Source organism: Acidimicrobiales bacterium, from assembly GCA_035546775.1.
Classification (GTDB): domain Bacteria; phylum Actinomycetota; class Acidimicrobiia; order Acidimicrobiales; family JACCXE01; genus JACCXE01.
This window is the reverse complement of the sequence record DASZWD010000014.1, coordinates 102,851-119,442: the sequence shown is the minus strand read 5'-3', so window position 1 is coordinate 119,442 and position 16,592 is coordinate 102,851. Positions and strand designations below refer to the sequence as shown.

20 protein-coding genes are annotated in these 16,592 nt (G+C 68.6%); 7 read left to right on the top strand and 13 right to left on the bottom strand.

The annotated features are described in order from the left end of the window. Positions 1-1,547 (bottom strand): APC family permease (locus VHC63_02855; protein HVV35516.1); only part of this gene is annotated, 1,547 nt, incomplete at its 3' end. 112 nt (positions 1,548-1,659) lie between these two features. Between VHC63_02855 and VHC63_02850 the strand changes: the two genes are divergently transcribed. Continuing rightward, a complete protein-coding gene (locus tag VHC63_02850) occupies positions 1,660-2,331 on the top strand; it encodes a TrkA family potassium uptake protein (GenBank protein ID HVV35515.1) in 672 nt (223 codons plus the stop codon). Next, entirely contained in the window at positions 2,331-3,002 is a 672-nt protein-coding gene (locus VHC63_02845; GenBank protein HVV35514.1) for a TrkA family potassium uptake protein, read from the top strand. The genes VHC63_02850 and VHC63_02845 overlap by 1 nt, the downstream gene beginning before the upstream one ends. Here the strand turns inward: VHC63_02845 and VHC63_02840 are convergent. From VHC63_02840 to VHC63_02795, 10 genes are all read right to left on the bottom strand, one after another. After that, a complete protein-coding gene (locus VHC63_02840) occupies positions 2,999-3,352 on the bottom strand; it encodes an OB-fold nucleic acid binding domain-containing protein (GenBank protein ID HVV35513.1) in 354 nt (117 codons plus the stop codon). The two genes, VHC63_02845 and VHC63_02840, sit on opposite strands and share 4 nt — an antisense overlap. Next, positions 3,352-4,620 (bottom strand): hypothetical protein, encoded by a 1,269-nt coding sequence (locus VHC63_02835; protein ID HVV35512.1) that lies wholly within the window; start codon positions 4,618-4,620, stop codon positions 3,352-3,354. Before VHC63_02835 ends, VHC63_02840 begins: the two co-directional genes overlap by 1 nt. Further along, positions 4,617-5,252 (bottom strand): class E sortase, encoded by a 636-nt coding sequence (locus VHC63_02830; GenBank protein HVV35511.1) that lies wholly within the window; start codon positions 5,250-5,252, stop codon positions 4,617-4,619. The genes VHC63_02835 and VHC63_02830 overlap by 4 nt, the downstream gene beginning before the upstream one ends. A gap of 109 nt (positions 5,253-5,361) precedes the next feature. Further along, entirely contained in the window at positions 5,362-6,600 is a 1,239-nt protein-coding gene (locus VHC63_02825; GenBank protein ID HVV35510.1) for a hypothetical protein, read from the bottom strand. A gap of 247 nt (positions 6,601-6,847) precedes the next feature. Beyond that, on the bottom strand, positions 6,848-7,237 hold the full coding sequence (locus tag VHC63_02820; GenBank protein ID HVV35509.1) for a TadE family protein: 390 nt from the start codon (positions 7,235-7,237) through the stop codon (positions 6,848-6,850). After that, on the bottom strand, positions 7,234-7,455 hold the full coding sequence (locus tag VHC63_02815) for a DUF4244 domain-containing protein (GenBank protein HVV35508.1): 222 nt from the start codon (positions 7,453-7,455) through the stop codon (positions 7,234-7,236). Before VHC63_02815 ends, VHC63_02820 begins: the two co-directional genes overlap by 4 nt. A gap of 35 nt (positions 7,456-7,490) precedes the next feature. After that, positions 7,491-8,090, bottom strand: coding sequence for a type II secretion system F family protein (locus tag VHC63_02810; protein HVV35507.1), 600 nt, complete (start codon positions 8,088-8,090; stop codon positions 7,491-7,493). Between the two features lie 134 nt (positions 8,091-8,224). After that, complete coding sequence (locus VHC63_02805; protein ID HVV35506.1) at positions 8,225-9,127, bottom strand: type II secretion system F family protein; 903 nt, start codon at positions 9,125-9,127, stop codon at positions 8,225-8,227. After that, positions 9,124-10,206 (bottom strand): ATPase, T2SS/T4P/T4SS family, encoded by a 1,083-nt coding sequence (locus VHC63_02800; protein ID HVV35505.1) that lies wholly within the window; start codon positions 10,204-10,206, stop codon positions 9,124-9,126. Before VHC63_02800 ends, VHC63_02805 begins: the two co-directional genes overlap by 4 nt. Next, complete coding sequence (locus VHC63_02795; GenBank protein HVV35504.1) at positions 10,203-10,856, bottom strand: hypothetical protein; 654 nt, start codon at positions 10,854-10,856, stop codon at positions 10,203-10,205. Before VHC63_02795 ends, VHC63_02800 begins: the two co-directional genes overlap by 4 nt. Positions 10,857-10,981: 125 nt before the next feature. Between VHC63_02795 and VHC63_02790 the strand changes: the two genes are divergently transcribed. Continuing rightward, positions 10,982-11,770, top strand: a complete 789-nt coding sequence (locus VHC63_02790; GenBank protein ID HVV35503.1) for an HAD-IB family hydrolase — start codon at positions 10,982-10,984, stop codon at positions 11,768-11,770. A 55-nt stretch (positions 11,771-11,825) separates the two neighbouring features. Then, positions 11,826-12,008 (top strand): hypothetical protein, encoded by a 183-nt coding sequence (locus tag VHC63_02785; GenBank protein HVV35502.1) that lies wholly within the window; start codon positions 11,826-11,828, stop codon positions 12,006-12,008. Positions 12,009-12,075: 67 nt separating this feature from the next. On the opposite strand, the gene VHC63_02780 is transcribed toward VHC63_02785, so the two are convergent. Then, positions 12,076-13,017: a sigma-70 family RNA polymerase sigma factor gene (locus VHC63_02780; GenBank protein ID HVV35501.1), complete on the bottom strand. Its 942-nt coding sequence runs from the start codon at positions 13,015-13,017 to the stop codon at positions 12,076-12,078. A gap of 235 nt (positions 13,018-13,252) precedes the next feature. On the opposite strand from VHC63_02780, the gene VHC63_02775 reads away from it, so the two are divergent. From VHC63_02775 to VHC63_02765, 3 genes are read left to right on the top strand one after another with little or no spacing between them, the layout of a single operon-like run. Further along, positions 13,253-13,576 (top strand): antibiotic biosynthesis monooxygenase, encoded by a 324-nt coding sequence (locus tag VHC63_02775; protein HVV35500.1) that lies wholly within the window; start codon positions 13,253-13,255, stop codon positions 13,574-13,576. 33 nt (positions 13,577-13,609) lie between these two features. Continuing rightward, positions 13,610-14,188: a TetR/AcrR family transcriptional regulator gene (locus VHC63_02770; GenBank protein ID HVV35499.1), complete on the top strand. Its 579-nt coding sequence runs from the start codon at positions 13,610-13,612 to the stop codon at positions 14,186-14,188. Next, on the top strand, positions 14,185-15,963 hold the full coding sequence (locus VHC63_02765; protein HVV35498.1) for a hypothetical protein: 1,779 nt from the start codon (positions 14,185-14,187) through the stop codon (positions 15,961-15,963). Before VHC63_02770 ends, VHC63_02765 begins: the two co-directional genes overlap by 4 nt. A gap of 66 nt (positions 15,964-16,029) precedes the next feature. Here the strand turns inward: VHC63_02765 and VHC63_02760 are convergent, their stop codons facing one another. After that, a complete protein-coding gene (locus tag VHC63_02760; protein HVV35497.1) occupies positions 16,030-16,587 on the bottom strand; it encodes a hypothetical protein in 558 nt (185 codons plus the stop codon). Positions 16,588-16,592 lie beyond the last annotated feature (5 nt).

Genomic DNA, 16,592 nt, shown 5'->3' with positions numbered 1-16,592 from the left:
TTCGGCCGCATCGACTTGGCGTAGCGCAGCGCCTTGATCACGCCGCGGTGCACGCGGCCCACGAGCACGACGACTGTCGAGTTGTCCGACTCGGGTCGCACCTCCTCGGGCGTAATCGCCAACGCGAGGGTGACCCGGGTGTAGTGCCGCTTCACCGCCCAGAACGCGAGCATCACGATCGGCACGATGATGATGACGATGTAGGCACCCTCGGTGAATTTCGTGATCGCCACGATCATCAGCACCACGAACGTCGCCGCCGAACCCGTGGCGTTCACGGCCACGCCGCGGCGCCACGCCGGTTCGCGTTCTTTCAGGTGGTGGCGCACCATGCCCGCCTGGCTGAGCGTGAACGACGTGAACACGCCGACGGCGTAGAGCGCGATCAGGCGGTCGGTCTTGCCGCCGAAGCCGACCAGCAACGTCGCCGCCGCACCCGCCAGGATCAGGATGCCGTTGGAGAACACGAGGCGGTCGCCGCGGGTGGCGAACTGCCGTGGCAGGTAGCCGTCGTGGGCGATGATCGACGACAACCGCGGGAAGTCGGCGTAGGCCGTGTTGGCGGCCAGCGTGAGGATGGCGGCGGTGGCGAACTGCAGCAGTACGTACAGCGGCCCCTTGCCCATCACGGTGCGACCCATCTGGGAGAACACCGTCTCGTCGTGGCTCGGGATCGGGTGCAGGTGGTGCGCGAGGACCGCAGTGCCGAAGAACAGCACGCCGAGGATCATGCCCATCCACACCAGCGTCGTCGCCGCATTCTTCGACTCGGGCCGCTGGAACGCCGGCACGCCGTTGGAGATCGCCTCGACACCGGTGAGGGCGACGGCACCCGAGGAGAAACCTTTCAAGATGATGAACAGGGTCAGCGTGCCGCCGAACCGGTTGATGCCCTCCGCCGGGGTCACACCGGTGATGTGGCCGATGTGGCCCCCGAAGAGTGAAGGTAGGTAGACGCGCCCGAGGCCCCGGACCACCAGCACCGTCAGGATCACGATGTAGATGTAGGTGGGCACGGCGAAGATGCGGCCCGATTCCTTGATGCCGCGCAGGTTGGCGACCGTGATGATCGCCACCATGAGCAAACACAGCAGCACGCGGTCGCCCTGGATGTGGGAGCGCAGCGCCGGGATAGAGATGAGGGCGGCGACGCCCGCCGAAATCGACACCGCCACGGTGAGGATGTAGTCGACGAGCAGCGACGCGCCCGCCAGCATCGCCGGCACCTCGCCGAGGTTCTCGCGGCTCACCACGTAGGAGCCGCCGCCCGAGGGGTAGGCGAAGATCGTCTGGCGGTAACTCGTCACCACGATCGCCAGCAGGAGGGCGACGGCGATGGCGATCGGGACCAGCGTCGTGAGGCCGAGCGCCAAGCTCGACCCCGCGGCGGCGGTGACGAAGAGGATCTCCTCGGCCGCGTACGCCGTCGACGAAATGGCGTCGGAGGAGAAGACCGCCAGCGCGATGACCTTGGTGATCCGCTGGTGTTCCTGCTCGCTCGTCGCGAGCGGACGCCCAACCAGAAGGCGTTTTACAAGTGAAGCCACGACGCGAACGTATCGGCTGGCCGGGAAATCCTTGCGATTTCTTTACGCTCGTTTACACGTTCGCAACATGCGCAGGTTGGCGCGCGCCAGCCTTCCGTAGTCGAATAGCGCGATGCACGTGATCGTCGTGGGGTGTGGACGCCTCGGGTCTGAGCTCGCCATCGAGCTCGACGCGCAGGGCCACTCGGTCGCCATCATCGACAAGGCGCGCCGCGGCTTCCAGCGCTACCTGCCGGATCGCTTCTCCGGTCGCGCCGTCGTCGGGTTCGGTTTCGACCGCGACTCGCTCGAGCAGGCCGACATCAAGCACGCCGACGCCGTCGCTGCGGTCACCGGTGGCGACAACTCCAACATCATGACGGCGCGCATCGCCCGGGAGACCTACGAGGTGCCGAACGTGGTGGCCCGCATCCAGGACCCGCGCCGGGCCGCGATCTACCAGCGCCTGGGCATCGCGACGGTGGCATCGGTGGCGTGGGCGACCGACCAGGTGATGCGCCGCCTCGACCCCGACGCCCACACCGTCGAGTGGACCGACGCCAACGGCGCGCTGTCGATGCTCGAGGTGTCGCTCCCGGCCGCCTGGGCCGGCCAGAAGCTGGCGGCGCTGTCGGTCGGCGATCGTCACCGCGTGGTGGCCATCTCCCGCGGCGGCGCCGGTCGCCTCGCCACCGAAGAAGCGATCGGCCAGGAGGGCGACGTCCTGCACCTCATGGTCCAGCGCGACGCCCGCGCCGAACTCGACACCTTGCTCGAACACGGACCCGACGGAGGTCACCACTGATGCGCGTCGCCATTGCGGGCGCCGGAAACGTCGGCACCTACATCGCGCAGGACCTCCAGAAGCACGGCCACGACGTGCTGCTGATCGAGGAGAATCCCGACATCGTCAACCGTCTGCGCGACACCATCGACGTGCAGTGGTTCGCCGGTGACGCCTGCGAAGTCTCGAAGCTCCACGCGGCCGGCGTCGAAGGCGTCGACGTCATGGTCGCGGCAACGGGCGACGACGAGGACAACCTCGTCGTGTCGCTGCTGGCCAAGCAGGAGTTCGCCGTGCCCCGTGTCGTGGCCCGCGTGAACCACCCCAAGAACCATTGGCTGTTCAACGAGAGTTGGGGCGTCGACGTCGCCGTGTCGACGCCGCACCTGCTCAGCTCGCTCGTCGAAGAGGCCGTGTCGGTCGGTTCGCTCGTGCGCCTGCTCACCTTCGAGGGCGGTGGCGCCCGTCTCGTCGAAGTAACGCTGTCGTCGAACTCGCCGGCGGCCGGCAAGACCGTCGCGGAACTCGGCGTGCCCCGCGATGCGAGCCTGGTGGCTGTCGTGCGCGAGGGCCACGTGGTTGTGCCCCGAGGCGACACGATGCTGCTCGCGGGCGACGAGGTGCTGGCGCTGCTCGTGTCGAACGAAGCCGAGGCCGAGTTGACCGACCTGCTCGTCGCCGCCGCCGGCTAGAGGAGTTCGTACTCCGGGTTCAGCACCTTGAGCCGCGCCGCCGCGCCATCGGGCGCGCCGCGGCCTGACATCTTGAGCCGGCGGCCCGTGCGGATGCCGGGCATGCGGCGCCGACCCGTCCACATGGCGACCATCGCACCGGTGCCGTCCTTGATCGTGGCCTCGAGCCACGGCGACCCGCCCGTCTTGGGCACGATGCGCACACTCGAGATCTCGCCCACCACCGTCACGTAGCTGCGCGGCTGCACCTCGGCGATCGGCGTAGCGCCGGCGATCGACGTGCAGAAGTCGGCGAGCTTGGCCCGGTCGTGTTCCTCGACCGGCGTGCGAAGTTTCTTGAGCAGTCCCATCAGTCGATCGCTTCCAACGGTATCCGGTCGACCTGCTGCTTGAACCACAGCACGTGGACGAGCAGCGACGTGGCCAGCGCGCCGGCGCCGATGAACTTCACCCAGTCGTCGCTCGGCTTCGGGATGCTGGTGCCGCCGATGGTGATAAGGCTGTTGTCGCCCTTTGACTTGTTCAGCGGGCGCTCGCCGTAGGGCAGCGTCGGGTCGTAGGTGCCTTCGGGCAGGTTCTCACCCGACGAACCGCTGGACTTGCCCTTGGGGTTCAGCAGCGAGCCGAACTGCGACAAGTCGACGTTGCCTCCGGGCGCGAACCCGCCGCCGCCCGTCGAGCCGCTGCGGAACCCGGCGCCGCTGCTACCGCTCGCTGTCGAGCCGCCGCTCGAGGAGCCGCCGCTGCTGCTGCCTCCCGACGAGCCGCCACTCGAACCACCCGAACCGCCGCCTCCGCTCTTCTTGATCGTCGTGGTGGTGGTCGTCGACTCACCGCGCACCGTCACCGTCGAGCTGTACGCCGACTGGCTGCTCGGCACCGTCTGCGAACAGGCGGCGTCGGTGTCGCTCGAGCTCTTGCACGAGCGTGCGTGCCGGTAGGCGTACACGGCGTAGCGGTAGCCGCCGGGAGCGGCGCCCGAGAGGTCGTCGGTCACGCTCGTCTTCGACGCGTCCACGGTGGCGAGCACCTTGGCCGCCGCGCCCTGATACGAGCGCACGACCTCGTAGCCCGCCATGTCGGGCTCGGGGCTCTTGTTCCACTTGATCGTGGCGGTGTTCGTTCCGTCCGCCATCGACGCTGTCACGCCTGTCGGCGTCGCCGGCTTGAACGTGACGTGGAACGACTTGCTGACGATCGTCTGCTGCGTCTGGGTGCCCCCGAGCGTCGTCGAGTACTGACCGACCGCCGTCACCGTGACGGTGTAGGGCCCGTTGTACTTCGCCGCGCTCTGGGTGATGTTCGCCCAGTTGAAGCTCACGTTCGCCCCGCCGCCGGAGAAGATGCCGCCGGCGGTCCCGTTGTAGGTCTGCGTGACCGGGGTGATCCAACCGTCGTCGTCCGACAGCTTCACGGACAAGCTGGAGATCACGGCCTGGTTGCCTTCCTGCTTGGCCGAGCCGGTGATGGCGAACGAGCCGGACGTCTGGTTGCTGTCGGCCACCGGCGAGTCGACCGAGACCGTCGGGGCGGCCGCGAGCGCACGACCGGCGAAAGGAACGGCGAGGAGGGCGAGCGCTAAGAGTCCGGCCGCGCCGATGCAGCGGAGCGTTTTCACGCGTCCTGAGCCCCACTCACGAGGTGGGCACGAATGACGAGTCGCTGGCGCGCCGATCCTTTCGGATTGCACGTCGTCAGTGTGAGGTTTCGCTCGCCCGGCGTGTTGGCCACGATCGAGATGTTCGAGGGATCCACGACAAACGGGTTGGGCGATGCGCCCCGATCGGTCACCACGTACTCGCACGAGCCGACCGGCGTGGTGAGCTCGATCTTGTCGCCGGGCGCGAGCCGGTCGAGCTGGTTGAACGGCTTGCCGTAGGTGGTGCGGTGGCCGGCAATGGCGACGTTGCCCATCTCACACGGCAACGGCGTGCCGCGGTAGTGCCCCGCGCCCGCCTTGAGCGCGGCGGGCGTCGTGCCCTCGACGACGACCACGTCGACGCCGATCTTCTGGATACGGATGCGCGTGATCGGGTCGCCCTCTTTGACCTGACGGTCCTCGTACTTCTGTTTGAGGGCCTGGGTCGTGAACTCCTTGGCCTTCTTGTCCTGGATACGACCCTGCTCGAAGTTCGTGTACACGGGAAAGCCGAGGAGACCAACGGCGGAGATCACGAGCACGAGCAGCAGCACCGACAGCCCCTGGTACGCCAGACGATTCCGGCGAAAGAACTGGAAGACGGCTTCCAACGCGACACCTCATTGAAGGGGGAAGAACAGCGGACGGACCGAGGCCCAGGGTAAACGAAGGGCCCGGGGCTTTTGCCCCGGGCCCCCGAAGTTCTTTCGAACCGTGTTGCTACTTGGCGGCGCCCGCCAGGCGGTAACGACGGACGGCGACGATGGCGACAGCCATACCGGCGAAGGCCAGCGGCAGCGCCGTCTCGGCACCCGTGCGGGGCAGCGAGGTTTCGCCACGAGCGATGTCGAGGCTCGGCGTGTCGAGGACCTTGGTCTGGGCCAGGTTCGAGATCGCACCCGCCTCGGCGTGCGCCAGGTCGAGCACGATGCCGCCCGAGATGCCCTTGAGCAGCTCGATGCTGACGCCGTCGGCCACGGCCTTCTTGCCGAAGGTGCCGTCGTCGACGATCTTGCCGGCGGCGACCGCAATATGGCTCTCAAGAGGCGTACCGGCGAGCAGCGTGATGTCCTGGCCGACCGGGATCGCCAGGCCCTCGGGGCCGGCGTGGAGCAGCAGGCTCGGGACGAGGCCCTTGATCCGGACGAGAGCCGGGTCGAAGGTCGGGTCGCCGATCGGCTTGCCCGTCATGCGGTCGTAGGTGGCGGCCGTGTTGGCTTCGCCCACGATGATCTCGACGAGCGGGGTGCTCTGGAGCACGCCGCCGATGGTCGGCGTCGGCAGGATCTTGATGTCGACGGCCGACGAGTGCGCCTTGGCGGTGACGGTGTCGACGGTGTTGACGACCTCGGACTTGGCGTCGCCGATGGTGACGCTCAGCGTCTTGGTGTTGACCACGCTCGACAGCACGTCGCTCAGCAGGTCACCCACGTTGGGGATGGTGCTGGAGTCGACCGGCAGGCCGAGCTGCTGGGTGACGCCGAGCAGCGTGTTGACCAGGCCACCGACCTGGAGACCGACGCCCTGGACCGTGGAGTCGAGGCCGAGGGTGTGAAGCAGGCTGTTGACCGACAACTCGATGTCGCCGACCTGACCACCGGCCACCGAGTGCAGCAGGCCGTTGTTCAGCGAAGCCGAGCTCGAACCGCAAGCGAGGCCGACACTCAGGATCGCCTGGATCTGCGCCGGTAGGTCGAGCGCCGCGCACTTGGCGGGAACGTTCTGCGAACCGTCGTTGGTGACGGTCGACGAAGCAGTGGAATCGGCTGTGGTCTGGAGGCTCTTGAGCAGTTCACCAGCACCGACCGCCTTGGCCAGGTAGGTGGACTTGCCGGAGTCGTCGACACCCTTGACGATGTTGGCGACGGTGTCGCCGAGCGAAAGCTGCTGGCCGAGCACACTCAGATCGAGCGCACGGGCCACAGCGCCGCCAGCAAACGTCTCGGGCTTCACGGTCACGGTGGAAGCAGCGTGGGCCGGCGTCGCGACGAGCGCGCCACCCATGGCTACCGCGACCGCAAGCGGAGCTAGCGAGCGAATACGCATGTGTTGTTGGTTCCTCTCCCCGGGACTAGCCCGTCGTGTGGTGCTTCCTTGCTGGCAACGACATTGTGACCACGCAATGTTGTCTAGACCAGTAATTCCGCGTGTTTCTGCAGATCTCCTGCTTTTTTTCTCGCAGCGTGGCGGAAAATCCCACGTTCCGTCACACTTCGACCCGAATGGCGGCCACCGCCCGTAGCCGAACATCAGGGAGAAATGCCCCGACAAGAGGTACTTCTGTTGGCGAAGCGTAATGGACGGTCACGGTGAGTGTCGAACCTGGCCCGCCTCGGTGACTGACAGATACGGACATTCGCCGCGGATCGAGCCCGGTCGACGCCGAGGCGGCGTGACGCGCCGCTTCGGGATCGGGATCGACGGCGCCGACCCGCGCCGCTTCGCGCGAGGCGTGGACCGTGAGGATCTCATCCCGAACGACTAGTCCGACCTGGATCGTGCCGAGCAAGAGGAGCACGACGAAAGGAATGGTGAGGGCGAGCTCGACAACGGCTTGGCCGCGCTCGCGACGGCCAAGCCGCTGCCGCGTGTTCACTTGACCTTGCGGGTGACGGTGTCGAACACGGCGTTCAACAGGTCGCCGATCTTGCCGGACTTAGCCGCCCAGCCCATCAGCAGGACGGCGACAGCCGCCGCGCCGAGCAGCACGAGTGCGTACTCGGCAGTCGCCTGACCACGGTCGGTTCGGCTCACGCGCCGGGCGACGCGAGCTGCGTTGAGTTGCAGCCAGAACAGCGGAAACAGCATGAACATGGAAGCTCCCTTTCTCGGAGTCTCGGGCTCGAGAGTCACAGGCCGAGTCCGCGGAAGGACCCGGCGATCAGCGGCGCCACCGTGAGAAGGGCGAACGCCGGCAGGATGCAGCTGATGAGGGGGAAGAGGAGGCGCACGGGAAGGCGGCGCGCGGCGGCTTCGGCGCGCTGGCGCGACGCGGTACGAACGTCGAGCGCGAGCCGGTCGAGGGTCGGACCGAGCGGCGCGCCGTAGCGGTCACACGCCACGAGCGCGGCCACGAGCGGCCGCACCGATTCGCCCAGGCGCTCGGGCAACTCCTCGAGCGCGTCGGCGATGCGACCGCCGCGGCGGGCAATGACCACCGCCGCGGCCATCGCTTCGGCCAGCGGCCCCTCGGCGTGGGCGGCGGCGGCGCCGAGGGCACCCGTCAGGTTTGTGCCGGCGCTGACCGCCAGGCCGACGAGTGCCACGACGTCGGCGAGGTCGCGCTCGACGGCCGCGGCGCGCGCACGTTGTTCGCGCCGTCGGCGCAGGAGCGGCCGGACGCCGAACGCGACGAGCAACCCAACGCCGGCGGGCGGGAACACGACGGCGCACGCCAGCGCGCCAATCAATACGGCGCCCGCCTGACGCGGCGAAGGCAGCGCGGTCATGGCCGGTAGACGCCGTGGGCCGGGACCGGAACGGGGTGCGAGGTCAAGGGCGCGGGCTGCGGCGGAGGGTCGGGCGCGTGCCAGCCAGCCGGTGCACACTGCCGCCCACCCGAGAGCAACCAGCGTCGGCCCGCTCACGGCGCCACCGTGGCGCTCATCCGGTGCATCCAGAAGGCGCCAACGGCGTCGAGCAGTAAGCCCGTCACCACGCACATGACCCCGATCGGTGTGCCGAACAGCATGTGGCTGTTGCGCGAGTCGGTGAGGCAGGTCACCAACATGAAGCCGATGGGCGCAACGCCGACGACGAGCGCGGACAGCCGCGCCTGCGCGGCCAGCGCCTGCGCCTCGCGCGCGACTTGCTGGCGCGTGCGGATGGCGGAAGCGACGTCCTCGATCACGCGAGCTGGGGGGCCACCGGTTTGCGTGGCGAGCACGAGGGCGCCCACGGCCAAGCGCACTGCGGGACGGTCGCGCTGCGTTCGCCACGCGCGCAACGCGTCGGCGAAAGGGCGTCCGCGTTCGACCCCGGCCGCGACGCGCGACAGGTCGTGAGCGACACGGCCGCGCACACTCACCGCCGCCTCCGCCACGGCTTGGGGTAGCGATCCGCCGGAGCGCACGCCGCGCGCGGCGGCGTCGAGCGCGGATGCGAGGGTGGCGTCGTACGCGGCTTCGGCGCGGCTGCGCAGCACGAGACAGGCGATGACCGGCGCCGCGCCTGTGAGCGCAGCGAGCAACACGCCGAACACCGGACCGACCACCACGACGCCTATCAGTGCGGCCGCCACCGTCGACCCACGCCAGATCCGCCATACGCGGGCTGCGTCGAGAGCGAGGTCGAGCGATGCCAGCTCGCGTCGCAGGCGGGCGGGCGGCGTGCGCCACGTACGGGATCGGACGTTTCGGGGGCTGCGGGGCGGCACCTCCCCCGATACGCGCCCGATCACGACGACGCGCCGCTGAGCGCGGTACGCCCGGGTGAAGGCAACACCGGTGGCGCCGAGCAACGCGAACACGAGGCCGAACGTGCTCACGCGATCTCCAGGGGCCGCACGCGCGGGCCGGTGCTGCCGGGTTCCGCGACTTCGACGACGGAGCGGATGCGGCGGCGGCCGTCGCGCCCGCGGGCGACTTCGATGACGACGTCGATGGCCGCGTGGAGTTGGTCGCGCACGGCGTCGAGCGGGAGGCCTTCACCCGCGAGGAGCACCATCGTCTCGAGGCGGCGCAGCGCGTCGAGCGGGCTGTTGGCGTGACACGTCGACATCGACCCCTCGTGGCCGGTGTTCATCGCCGTCAACATGTCGAGCGCCTCGGCGCCGCGGCACTCGCCGACGATGATGCGATCGGGGCGCATGCGCAGTGCGTTGCGCACCAGCTCTCGGATCGTGACGCGGCCGACCCCCTCGGCGTTGGCCGGACGCGCTTCGAGCCGCACGACGTGGTCTTGGTGCAACCGCAGTTCGGCGGCGTCTTCGACGGTCACGATGCGGCCCCCCGACGGGATCGCACTCGCGAGCGCGTTGAGCAGCGTCGTCTTGCCCGACCCGGTGCCGCCGCAGACGATGACGTTGCGGCGCGCCGCCACGACCTCCCGCAGCTTCGTCACGACCTCGGTACGGTCACAGAACTCCGCGAGCTCCACCACCCGTGCCCGGAAGCGACGGATGGTGAGATACGGACCGTCGACGGCCAGCGGCGGGACGATGGCGTGCACGCGTGAGCCGTCGGCCAGCCGCGCGTCGACCGCGGGCGACGAGCGGTCGACGCGCAGGCCGAGGGGCCCGACGATCTTTTCGATGATGTGCTCGATTTGGCGGGTGTCGAGCGTGACGGGCGTCGGCTCCAGCGCACCGGCGCGCTCGACCCACACCCGGCCGGGCCCGTTGACCATTACTTCGCTCACCTCGGGATCGCGCAGCAGCGGCTCGAGCGCGCCCAAGCCGAGAACGTCGGCCAGCACGTCGGCGACTGCGGCGTCGGCCAGCGCGGCGTCGAGCAAGGGCGCTTCGTCGCGCACGAAGCGCGCGACCAGCGTCGCGTCGACGGTGGTGGCGGGGTCGACGTCGCGTACGAGACGCGCCCGCACCCGCTGCGCGATCGCGTCGGTCACGCCGCCACCGCTTTCATTGCGTGCGCCAGCGGCCGCGGCAGGCCACGCCGCAGCAGACCTTCGTCGACGGCGTTGGCGATCTGCGCCTGCCACGCGATCTCGGCGACGACGGGCACGCCGAGAATCGATTCGACGTCGCGTCGGCCCAGGTGACGCTGCGGCTCGGCGATGAGGACGACCGCTGTCGGTCGCGGCGCGTCGTTCGCCCGTTGGAGCGCGAGGTAACAGGGACGCAGGACGAGCAGCGACCGGTCGGCCGCCGCGACGAACGCCTCGACGGCGGGCGACGCGACACGGCCGCAGTCGGCCACGACCGGTCCACCCGCGCGCACGCCGCGGAGGGCCTTCGCCAGTCGCCGCCCGGCGTCGGCGTCGGCCGCCGCGCTGGCGCCCCGCGGGATCAATGTGATGCCGTGGGACGTGTCGTGCGCGATGCGACCGAGCGCGTCGGGCGGTACATCGGGCCCCGCCGCCATCCAGTCCAGCAGCCCGGGTCCGGCGGGCTCGGGCAGCCCGAGCGCCAGCGCGAGGTCGCCGGCGAAGTCGGCGCCGACGACATGGCGCCCTGCCGCGGCGGCGGTGAGCAGCAGCGAGGCGGCGACCACAGTGGTGCCGCTTCCTCCCTTCACGGACCAGCAGGCCGTGAGCATCGCGTGCCTCCTCAGCAGGAACGACGGTTACGCGCGTGTTGCGAGCCGAAGGGGAAGCGGCGAAGAACGCATGAAAGCACCGCGGGGAGGACCCCACAAGACCCAGTTTGTGGAAGCCTCTAGGCGTGGAAGCGGCGTTCTTCGACCTCGACAAGACGGTCATCGCCAAGGCGTCGATGGTTGCCTTCGGCCGCGACTTCTACCGTGAAGGCCTCATTTCCCGGCGCACGATCGCCAGCGCGGTCTGGGGGCACTTCGTCTACCAGCATCTCGGCGCCAGCGAGGCGAAGCTCGAAGAGGTCCGCGAGAAAGCCCTCGCCATGACCAAAGGCTGGGATCACGAGCGCGTCAAGCAGATCGTGCGCGAGACGTTGCGCACCGTCGTCGAGCCGATCATCTACGCCGAAGCGGCGGACCTGATCGCCGAGCACAAGGCAGCCGGTCGGGTGGTCGCCCTCGTCAGCGCCTCGCCCGAAGAGATCGTGGCGCCGCTCGGAGAGTTCCTCGGGGTCGACCGTGTGCTGGCCACCCGAGCCCGTATCGACGACGAAGGCCACTACACCGGCCTCATCGACGTGTATTGCGCCGGGCCCTACAAGCCGGTGTGCATGGCTGCGATGGCCCACGAGATGGACATCGACTTGAACGCCTCGTACGCGTACAGCGACTCGGCCACCGACGTGCCGATGATGGAGGCCGTCGGCCACCCCTTCGCCGTCAATCCGGACCGGGTACTGGCGCGCATCGCCAAGGAACGGGGCTGGCCGATTCTCAACTTCACGCACCCGGTGCGGCTGCGCGACCGCATGCCAGTGCCCTCGGCCAAGTCGTCCGCGGCGACCGCCGGCGTGGTGGCGGCCGCGGTGGCCGCCTGGTTCGCCTGGCAGCAGCGACAACGGCATCGGGCCGCGTAAGGACAGCGGTCCCCGGTCGTTATCGGTATACGTGCTTCGGGAAAAGGGAGTTCCAATGAAACGACTCGCACTTGCGGCGGCCGCCGTTCTCGGCTTTCTGAGCGTCGCCGCCTTCGTGGCGCCCTCGGCAGACGCGGCCGCTGGTCAGCCCTGCAGCGGTCTGCGCATCCATCTGTCGCTCAACAACAACCAGACGCAGATCGTCGACCTCTGCTTGCCGGACGACCTCGGCCTGTAGACCGACACAGCAAAACGCCCGCCTCCTCGGAGGCGGGCGTTTTCTTGTTTTTGTACCGAGTTGCGCCTCAGCCGGTGAGCAGGTCGCGAGCTCCGGTGTCGGAGCTCGGGTGACGCAGCTTGCTCATGGCGCGCGCCTCGATCTGGCGGATGCGCTCGCGGGTGAGGTTGAAGTGCTCGCCCACCTCTTCGAGCGTGCGGGGCTCGCCGCGGTCGAGGCCGAAGCGCAGCCGCAGGATCTCGCGCTCGCGCTCGTCGAGCGGACCCAGTAGGCGCTGGATCTCTTCCGGCAGCAGCGAGGTGGCCGCCATCTCGAAGGGCGACTCCGCCGTCTTGTCCTCGACGACATCGCCGAGTTCGGCGTCGCCGTCTTCGCGCAGCGGCTCGGAAAGCGACAGCGGCTCGGCGGCGAAGCGCAGCGCCTCGGTGACCTTCTCTTCGGGCATCTCGACTTCGACAGCCAGTTCAGCCAGCGTGGCCGGCCGGCCGTATTTCAGCTCGAGGCGCGAGCGCGCCTTCTGGAGACGGGCGAGGGTGTCGCCGGCGTGGACCGGCAGGCGGATCGTCCGGCCCGTGTTGGCGATGCCGCGGGTGATCGCCTGGCGAATCCACCACGTGGCGTAGGTCGAAAACTTGAAGCCCTTGCGCCAGTCGAACTTCTCGACGGCGTGCATGAGGCCGAGGTTGCCCTCCTGGATCAGGTCCAGCAGCGGCAGACCCGACGCCTGGTACTTCTTGGCAATCGACACGACGAGGCGCAGGTTGGACTGCACGAAGGTGCGCTGGGCTTCGTCACCCTGACGCACGCCGCGGCGCAGCTCGCGCTTGCGGGCGGCGGTGAGGTCCTTTGCCTTGGTCGTCTCGAGTTCAGTGCGCGCAGCAACACCGGCCTCGATGGCCTGTGCCAGCCGGACCTCGTCGTCCTTGGTCAGCAACGGATACTGACCAATGTCGGTGAGGTACAGGCGGACGAGGTCTTCCTCGTCCCGCTCCACTCGTTCCTTCGCCACGCGCAATCCTTTTTGTGTGTGCTGTCGTTGTTAGAGGTCCTGGTCACACAATCCAGGCCTAGATACAACGCCGCCCCAGGCTGTATGTATTCCCGCTGCTTGTTCCCCTACTTGAGGAACCTGTTCACCATACGGACCATGTCAATAGGTCCTTAGGTTCGCCAGGAACTGTTGACAATTATTCGGTATCGCAGTACCCGCTTCCTACCGCCGGGGCGGCATAGCGTGGCCGATCGTGCCCGACGATGTCGAACTGACCATGGTGACGCTCACCCTCGAGGCCACCGACGAAGCCACGGCGGCGAAATTGCTCGGTGTGCTGGCCAAATATGTGGTTATTGCCCGAGGTGACGAGGGTTGTCGCAACATCGACCTCGTGGCATCGGTGACCCACGCTTGGCGGTACCTGCTCGTCGAAAAATGGGAGTCACCCGACGCCCAGCGAGGCCACTTCGACTCGCCGGCCATGGTCGAGATGGCCGAGGCGTGCCGGGGGCTGCTCGCCCGGCCGCCCGTCATCGACTTGTGGGACAACATTTCGGCGCACGATCTTGCTTGACTGTTACCGACGGTAACGTTACCGTCGGTAACGATGGGTCGGACGGATCGTCGCGAAGAGTTGCTCGACGCCGCGATCGCGGGGATTCGCGAGCACGGTCCGACGGCGTCGATGGGGCAGCTCGCGGCGAAGGCCGGCATCAGCAAACCGATCCTGTACCGCCACTTCGGGGACCGGGCCGGGCTCGTCGACGCGATCGGCGACCGCTTCGCCGCCGAGTTGCGGCGCGACCTTCTGGGCGCGATCACGGAAGTCACGAACGACACGCACGAACTGCTGGTACGCACCATCGACGCGTTCTTGTCCTACATCGAGCGTGACACTGCGCTGTATCGCTTCCTCGTCCGGCCCGGACGCGGCGCCGACGTCGACCTGAGCGGATTCCTCGACCAGATCGGCGCCACCGTCGCGATCGCGATCGGCGAGCAGCAGCGCGCCGTCGGGCGGGACTCGGGCGGCGCCGAGGTGATCGCGCGCGGCGTGGTGGCGTTCGTGTACGCCGCGGGTGACTGGTGGGTAGATCGCCAGACGATGCCTCGCGCCCGTCTCGTGGCGTACGTCGCCGATTTTCTCACGCACGGCTTCAACGGAGAATGGGGAGAACAGTCATGAACCTGCTCGCAGTCGTCGACCACACCGGCCAGGTGCTCAAGAGTTGGACGCCGCTGTACCTGCTGCTCGGCGCGTTCGCCGCCATCGTGGTCGGGCTCGTCGCCTTCGGCCGTTCGGGCGACACGCGCTCGCCGTTCGCCGCCGTCAACCTGCGCATCGCCGACGGCCTCGAACGGATCGTGCACGTCCCTGGCTGGGCGGCGGCGACGGTCGGTCTGGCGTTCTTCTCGTTGCTCGTCGCCGGCCAGGGGTTCTACAACGACGTCGCCTGGCACGTGGCGCTCGGTCGCGACAAGAACCTGTTCACCGCACCACACACCGGAATCGTGATCGGCCTGGGACTGATCCTGTTCTCCGGGATCATCGGCGTCCTGTTCGCGTCGCTCCAGGGCGTCGACACCGCGCTGCGGTGGCGCGCCGTGCGCATCCCGTGGTCGACGCTGCCGCTCCTCGCGCTCGGCGCCGCCGCCGTCACCGGCTTCCCGCTCGACGACTTGTGGCATGCCAAGTACGGCGTCGACGTCACGATGTGGAGCCCGACGCACATGCTGATGATCCTCGGCGCGTCGTTCGTCGGCATCGCCGCGTGGCTGGTGCTCGCCGACGCCGGCGTGAAGCCCCACGACTCGCGCTGGTCGATGGGCATTCACGTCGTCGCCGCGTGGCTCACGTTCCAAGGCCTCATCGCCCCGCTGGGTGAGTTCTCCTTCGGCGTCCCGCAGTTCCAGCAGATCTTCCATCCGATGATCCTCGTCATCGCGAGTGCGTTCGCGTTCGTCGCCATCCGCCTCGTCATCGGCCGGTGGTGGGGCCTCGCCATCGCGGCGTTCAACTGGGTCACGGCGACGGGATTGTTGAACTCCGGCAAGGACGCGCCGATCCACACCCGCGTCGTCGGCCTCTACGTGGCCTCGGCGCTGGCCGTCGAGATCGCCGCATTCCTCTTCGGCACCGAGCGACGAATCCGCTTCGCGGTGGCAGCAGGCGTCGGCGTCGCGACGTTGGGGCTCGCCGGCGACTTCTGGTGGAACGCCCACCACGCGTACCAACCGTGGAACCACAATCTCGTGCGCGGCGCCGTGGGATTTGGGCTCGTCGTCGGCATTGCGTCGGCGATTTTGGCGACGGCGTTCGCCCGGTCGGCGGGACGCCAGGAAGACGCGCCGCCGGTGCGCGGGCCCGTCGCCGCGGTGGCCGGTCTCGTGATCCTCGTGTGTCTTGCCTTGCCGATGCCGCGCCATACCGGCGACGTGACCGCCGCGGTGCACGTCGGGCGCACGGTGGGCGGCTACGCCAACGTGAGCGTGCAACTGACGCCGGCCAACGCCGCCGCGCACGCCCGCTTCTTCCAGGCGGGTTCGTGGCAGGGCGGTGGGCTCGTGCTCGCCGACATGAAGCCGTCCGGGGCGCCGGGCCACTACGTGAGCACCGACCGCGTGCCGGTGTACGGCAAGTGGAAGGCGCTGTTGCGGCTCCACACGGGCAACAAGATGATGGCGGTGCCGCTCTACTTGCCGGGCGACGCCGAGATTCACAAGCCCGAGATCCCCTTCGTCGATCGCACGATGAAGTTTCAGCCCGAACCGAAGTACCTGCTGCGCGAGACCCACGGCGGAGGCAACGCGCTGAAGGACGGCGTGTTCACGCTCCTCACCGGAGTGGCCATCCTGTGGATCGCGGCGTTCTGCGTCGCCATCGCCAAGATCGCGCCCCGCGAGCAGCGCGTGCCGCCCACGAGCCCGGGCAAGCTGCGCGCCAACCCCGTCACCGCGTAAGCCCGCACGACCCACTTCTGTGAAGGCTTTTCCGCCCATAGGGCGGAAAAGCCTTCACAGAAGTGGTTAGGCCGGCGTCTTGGCGGCGGCGACGTCGTCGACCAGGGCGCTGAGTTCGTCCCAGGTGAGGTCGTCGGCGTTCCACAAGGTTTCGAACGCGGCGTCGGCGACGTCGTTGAAGCCGTGACGGTTGCGGAAGTGGTACAGCCGCCGCGCCTTCGACACGTCTATGCCGGCGCGCGACGCGCGGCCCACGGCGTAGACGTCCCACGCCACCGCATGGGGCAGCGGCACTTCCCCTTCGGCGGGCGCGTTGGCGAAGCGCCCCGAGCGGCGGTCGGACACCTTGAACAGCAGACGTGACAGCACGTCGCGCACGCTGCGGTCGCTCAGCTGCCGCGGCGCCTTGGCGTTTTCGAACGCGCCACCTTCGACTTCGATCACGATCGGGTCGAGCGAGGTGACGACGGCACGCCCGAGCGGCGTCGACTCGTCGATCTTGATCTCGATCGTGGCGTCGGCCAGCCCGACCAGGTCGGCGACCTCGCCCACCAGGCGCGTGATCTCGGCGGCGTCGAAGTTGACGTAGTGGAACTCGGTGGGTTCGACGGAAACCTTCGCCATCGGCG